This window comes from Nocardia sp. NPDC050175 (genome assembly GCF_044459885.1).
In the GTDB taxonomy this organism is placed as follows: Bacteria; Actinomycetota; Actinomycetes; order Mycobacteriales; family Mycobacteriaceae; genus Nocardia.
The window spans coordinates 211,972-217,979 of record NZ_JBITJI010000005.1 but is presented as its reverse complement, the minus strand read 5'-3'; the positions used below and the strand labels follow the sequence as shown (position 1 = coordinate 217,979).

General features: G+C 66.4%; 6 protein-coding genes. 4 read left to right on the top strand and 2 right to left on the bottom strand.

Features of this window, described 5'->3' with window-relative positions:
• Positions 1-397: 397 nt before the first annotated feature.
• Both ACIBK2_RS18760 and ACIBK2_RS18755 read right to left on the bottom strand, forming a co-directional pair.
• Positions 398-916 carry a DUF1990 family protein gene (locus tag ACIBK2_RS18760; protein WP_396968800.1) on the bottom strand — a complete coding sequence of 173 codons (519 nt, stop codon included), beginning with the start codon at positions 914-916 and terminating at the stop codon, positions 398-400.
• A 235-nt stretch (positions 917-1,151) separates the two neighbouring features.
• A complete protein-coding gene (locus ACIBK2_RS18755; RefSeq protein WP_396968799.1) occupies positions 1,152-1,673 on the bottom strand; it encodes a M23 family metallopeptidase in 522 nt (173 codons plus the stop codon).
• An 856-nt stretch (positions 1,674-2,529) separates the two neighbouring features.
• Between ACIBK2_RS18755 and rpsB the strand changes: the two genes are divergently transcribed.
• From rpsB to frr, 4 genes are all read left to right on the top strand, one after another.
• Positions 2,530-3,432, top strand: coding sequence for a 30S ribosomal protein S2 (gene rpsB / locus ACIBK2_RS18750; protein WP_396968798.1), 903 nt, complete (start codon positions 2,530-2,532; stop codon positions 3,430-3,432).
• A 100-nt stretch (positions 3,433-3,532) separates the two neighbouring features.
• Entirely contained in the window at positions 3,533-4,357 is an 825-nt protein-coding gene (gene tsf, locus ACIBK2_RS18745; protein WP_396968797.1) for a translation elongation factor Ts, read from the top strand.
• Between the two features lie 253 nt (positions 4,358-4,610).
• Entirely contained in the window at positions 4,611-5,339 is a 729-nt protein-coding gene (pyrH, locus tag ACIBK2_RS18740; RefSeq protein WP_396968796.1) for a UMP kinase, read from the top strand.
• 50 nt (positions 5,340-5,389) lie between these two features.
• Entirely contained in the window at positions 5,390-5,947 is a 558-nt protein-coding gene (gene frr, locus ACIBK2_RS18735) for a ribosome recycling factor (RefSeq protein WP_357378401.1), read from the top strand.
• Positions 5,948-6,008 lie beyond the last annotated feature (61 nt).

Here is a 6,008-nt window from a genome sequence, read left to right as displayed (position 1 = left end):
GCGCGCGATTGCCCGCGACTCTGCTGGCCGCGCGCGCGATTGCCCGCGACTCTGCTGGCCGCGCGCGCGATTGCCCGCGACTCTGCTGGCCGCGCGCGCGATTGCCCGCGACTCTGCTGGCCGCGCGTGGGATTGGCCGCAGCCGTGCTGGCCGCGCGCGCGATTGCCCGCGACTCTGCTGGCCGCGCGTGGGATTGGCTGCAACCGTGCTGGCCGCGATCGTGCTTGGCCGCGTGCGGGAGTTAGCCACGACCGCGCTGCCGCTCGCGGGATTGGCCGTATGCGCGATTGCCTGCAACCGTGCTGCCCGCTCGCGGGATTGGCCGTATGCGCGATTGCCCGCGACCCTGCTGCCTGCACGTGCGACCGTTCTCACTCTCGGGTCATGCAGTCCAAGTCACGCTGAGGTGGGCAGGGTTTTGATGTATCGCCCTGCGATGAAGCGTTGGATGAGGCGGACCACCGGACCGCCGAGCCGGGTGTACCAGGTCCCGGGACGCGAGAACGCGGTCACGATGCCGTAGACGGACTCGTCGGCCGGGTCGTATTCGACCGCGAACAGCTCCTCACCGATTTCCGGATGCCCGGGCAGCGTGCCGTAGGCGAACCCGCGCTGATCTGGCGCGGCGAGCACGTACACCACCCGGCACGGCGCGATGATCGCCAACGGCCCGACGCCGAGTCGCACCGTCAGCCGCGTACCCGGCTCGGCCTGCACGGTCGACGCATCATGAAAGATGCCCGTGCCCTTCTGCATCCGATAGTCGAGAATCGCCGTCCCCGCATGCTCGAACAGCGCGCGCCCGTGCCCGATCCGCCGCCGCAGCCGAAATCGGTGATACCCCTCCGGTAACTCGCTACTAGTGGCACCGACTTCCGGATAGGTGAACGGCGGATCACTGGACGGATGCTCCATGCTCTGATCTTCACCCTCCGCCGACACCGTTGGGAAGCGTTCGGCAGCGTCTGTTCGGACACGCCGCACGCCTCGCGCGGGCCATCATCGCTCCGATGCGACGCGGGTTCGACGCGCCGGACGTTACTGCCCGGCACTGGCTCGGCCGGATGCGCGGTTGTCAGAAATCGGGCGGTCTCGTCTGGACTATCTCGAGACGCATCGCATCGGCGCGATGGGCGCAGAGCAGGCGAACTCAGGGCGGGGCAACCGGCTTCAGCCGGAGCGGGCTCAGATGTAGCAGGCCGAGCGGGTCCAAGTACTCACGTCGTCGCCGACCGCCACCCTCGCTGCGTAATCCCCAGTGCAGACAAGTCCCGCACCCTTCGTGCCCGGCTTCTAAGGTGCCGATCCATGTACCCCGCGTGACCCGGCGCCCGACCGAAACCTCGGCGCGCACCGGCTCATACGTGGTCCGCAGCCCACCTGGATGATCAATCGACACCACCGGCTTGTCGGCCACCATCCCGGCGAACACCACGATCCCGTCCCCAGCCGCCAGTACCGCCTGCCCTGGCGCACCGGCCAAATCGACCCCGCGATGCCCCGGCAGCCAGTCCTGCGCAGGCTTGTCGAACCGCCGCGACACAGTCGGCCGAGGCTGCAGCGGCCAACTGAACGACACCGCGGGCGCGGCAGTCGCGACCGGTTCCGCACCGGTCAGCAGGACAAGAGCGATGAGTGCTGCCGCGAAGAGCCGTGCCCGGTTGCTCGACATCACCCGAGATCACTTGGTCGGCAACGCCAACGGAGCCGGCGACACGAGCCCGCAGAACTCAGAATCACTCGGCGACATGAAAAATGTTGCGGGACCGACATATTCGCAGAATTCGGGATCCAGCGGAGATATCGCAAACGGATCGAGACCGCAGTCCGCCGCATCCGACGACGCGAATAACCCAGTCGGACCGAAGGACGCGCACAATCGCGGAACACCCGGCGGCGGCGATATCCGAACCCCGTCCGCCACCCGCAGCGGCGCCGGATGCACCAGCCCGCAGAACGAACCCGTGCACGCCCCGGGCACGGGTTCGTTCCGCGGCCGCCCGCCGATCAAGGCCGCCGTGCTCGGCTCGACCGCATCGTGCGCGGCCGCAGTGGAAGGCGGCGCAGTCAACACGGCGAGCACGAAGAAAAGCGGTATGACCAGCGTCGTCATCGAAGAAATCGGATTCGAAGGCATGCCACAAAGCCTCATCCGGCCAACCGGATCGCGGTACCCCCACCGCCCGGATTGTGGACAACTTTCCCAACTGTGGACATCGCCCGTTCCACCTGTCGCGACCACCGCCACGTGCCCCTGACAGGCCGATTTAGCAGCTGGACTCCTAAGACGTAGACTGATCGGGCGGTCTGTGCGTGCATGGACCGACTTCGCGCGCCACCCCGTGCTTGTTCGCAACGGCGCTGTTCGAATCGACTCAGCAAAACTCGGTTCGTAGCGGTGCCTGTGCGGAGCAGGGAGTCGTCGGCTGGTCCCACCCTCGAGGTCGGGTCCGACGGTTCGGAGGCGCCAGGGCAGCGAATCACCGATTCGCTGCGTCAACCGGCAACGAAAGAGAGATACGGGAGCTATGGCTGTCGTAACAATGAAGCAGCTGCTTGACAGCGGCGCACACTTCGGACACCAGACACGGCGCTGGAACCCGAAGATGAAGCGGTTCATCTTCACCGACCGCAACGGCATCTACATCATCGACCTGCAGCAGACGCTGACCTACATCGACAAGGCCTACGAGTTCGTCAAGGAGACTGTCGCCCACGGTGGCACCGTTCTCTTCGTCGGCACCAAGAAGCAGGCCCAGGAGTCGATCGCGGCCGAGGCGACTCGCGTCGGGATGCCCTACGTCAACCAGCGCTGGCTGGGTGGCATGCTCACCAACTTCTCCACCGTGCACAAGCGCCTGCAGCGCCTCAAGGAGCTCGAGGCCATGGAGCAGACCGGTGGTTTCGAAGGTCGCACCAAGAAGGAAATCCTCATGCTCACGCGTGAGATGAACAAGCTGGAGCGCACCCTCGGTGGTATCCGCGACATGGCCAAGGTGCCCTCGGCCATCTGGGTCGTCGACACCAACAAGGAGCACATCGCCGTCGGCGAGGCGCGCAAGCTGAACATCCCGGTCATCGCGATCCTGGACACCAACTGCGACCCCGACCTGGTCGACTACCCGATCCCGGGTAACGACGACGCGATCCGTTCCGCCGCACTGCTCACCAAGGTCGTCGCCTCCGCGGTGGCCGAGGGCGTGCAGGCGCGGGCCGGCCTGTCCTCCGGCGACGACAAGCCGGAAGCGGGCGCGGGCGAGCCGCTGGCCGAGTGGGAGCAGGAGCTGCTCGCGTCGGCCGCACCGGCCGCTGAGGCCCCTGCCGCACCGGCCGCCGAGGCCCCTGCCGAAGCCGCCGCTGAGGCCCCTGCCGAAGCACCGGCCGAGGCCGTTGTCGAGGTTGCCGCTGTGGAGACCCCGGCCGAGGCCTGAGTCTCGTAACTCGCTGTTCCAGCGGTGATCACCAACGCGTGCGATGGTGATCACCGCTGCCCAGTACTCAAGCACTTTCTCCGAAGGAGGCTCGCCACCGATGGCGAACTACACCGCTGCCGATGTGAAGCGGCTCCGGGAGCTCACCGGCTCCGGGATGATGGACTGTAAGAACGCGCTGGCCGAGACCGACGGTGACTTCGAAAAGGCCGTCGAGATCCTGCGCATCAAGGGTGCGAAGGACGTCGGCAAGCGTGCCGAGCGCACCACCGCCGAGGGCCTGGTCACCGCCAAGGGCGGCGTCATGGTCGAGATCAACTCCGAGACCGACTTCGTCGCCAAGAACGCGGAGTTCCAGGCGCTGGCCGATCAGATCGTGGCTGCCGCCGCGGCTGCCAAGCCCGCCGACCTGGACGCGCTCAAGGCCGTCGACCTCGGCGGCCAGACCGCCGACGAGGCCGTGCAGGCGCTCGCCGCGAAGATCGGCGAGAAGCTCGAGCTGCGTCGCGTGATCTCGCTCGACGGCCCGGTCGCCACCTACCTGCACAAGCGTGCCTCGGATCTGCCGCCGGCTGTCGGCGTGCTGATCGAGTACCAGGGTGAGGGTGACGCGGCGGCCGAGGCCGCCCGCGCCGCCGCCATGCAGGTTGCCGCGCTCAAGGCGAAGTACGTTACCCGCGACGAGGTTCCGGCCGACATCGTGGAGAACGAGCGCCGCATCGCCGAGCAGACCGCTCGCGAAGAGGGCAAGCCCGAAGCCGCACTGCCGAAGATCACCGAGGGCCGCGTCAACGGCTTCTTCAAGGACGTCGTGCTGCTCGAGCAGTCGTCGGTCACCGACTCGAAGAAGACCGTCAAGGCCCTGCTGGACGAGGCCGGGGTCACCGTGACCCGCTTCGCCCGCTTCGAGGTCGGCGCCAACTGATCGCGCCCCGCGACCGCCCCGGTGCCCACCGAGATGGACCCGCGGGACCGGGTCTAGCCGCACTCATAGCACCATAGCGAGCAGGCCCCCCGTCGACCGATTTGCCGGTTGACGGGGGGTCTTCTTATGCCGCCGAACACACATAGGGCAGGATAGGGGCCGCTCCGTGTTGAGGAGCCTTTCCGAGCTGCCGAATTCTGTGACGCACTTGTCTGCCGAGAACAACGTTGACCGCCGAAGGAGAAGAACACCCATGACGGACCCGGGGATCGATCGCCCAGGATATCGCCGGGTGCTTCTCAAGCTAGGTGGGGAGATGTTCGGCGGCGGCCGGGTCGGCCTCGACCCGGACGTGGTGCAGACGGTCGCCGAGCAGATCGCCGAGGTGGTCGCCACCGGCGTGCAGGTGGCCGTGGTGATCGGCGGCGGCAACTTCTTCCGCGGCGCCGAGCTCGAGGAGCGCGGCATGGAACGCGCCCGCTCGGACTACATGGGCATGCTCGGCACCGTGATGAACAGCCTTGCGCTGCAAGACTTTCTGCAGAAGCAGGGCATCGACACCCGGGTGCAGACTGCGATCACCATGGGCCAGGTCGCCGAGCCCTACCTCCCGCTGCGCGCCAAGCGCCACTTGGAGAAGGGCCGCGTGGTCATCTTCGGCGCGGGCATGGGCATGCCGTACTTCTCCACCGACACCACCGCCGCCCAGCGTGCGCTGGAGATCGGTGCCGAGGTGGTGATGCTGGCCAAGGCCGTCGACGGAGTGTTCACCGCCGATCCCAAGATCGACGAAGCCGCCACCATGTACTCCGAGATCACCCACAAAGAGGTCATCGAGCAAGGGCTCAAGGTCGCCGACGCGACGGCCTTCAGCCTGTGTATGGACAACCAGATGCCGATTCTGGTGTTCAATTTGTTGACCAAGGGCAATATCGCCCGAGCGGTCGCCGGTGAGAAGATCGGCACATTGGTTCGGTCCTGACCCCGCGACCCGCGGATCATGACGATGACGACGCTGTGGAGGAAACGGTCGTGATTGATGAAGCGCTCTTCGACGCCGAGGAGAAGATGGAAAAGGCTGTCACGGTAGCGAAAGACGATCTCGCAGGCATCCGCACCGGACGTGCCAACCCGGGGATGTTCACTCGGATCGTCGTCGACTACTACGGCTCGCTGACTCCCATCACCCAGATGTCCAGCATCACGGTGCCGGAGCCGCGCATGGTCGTGATCAAGCCGTACGAGCAGGCTCAGCTCGGCGCGATCGAAACCGCCATCCGCAACTCCGATCTCGGTGTCAACCCCACCAACAACGGTGACATCATTCGCATTTCGGTGCCGCAGCTGACCGAGGAACGTCGCCGTGAACTGGCCAAGCAGGCCAAGGGCAAGGGGGAGGACGCAAAAGTGTCGATCCGCAATGTCCGCCGCAAAGCCATGGACGAACTGTCGCGCATCCAGAAGGATGGCGAGGCGGGTGAGGACGAGGTCGGGCGTGCCGAGAAGGACCTCGACAAGACCACCGCCAAATATGTCGGCCAGATCGACGAACTGGTCAAACACAAAGAAGCTGAACTGCTCGAGGTCTGACGCTGACGACGGCGCGCCGCCGATCGAACGCAGCAGGCCCGCCGGGCGGGGGACGAACGGA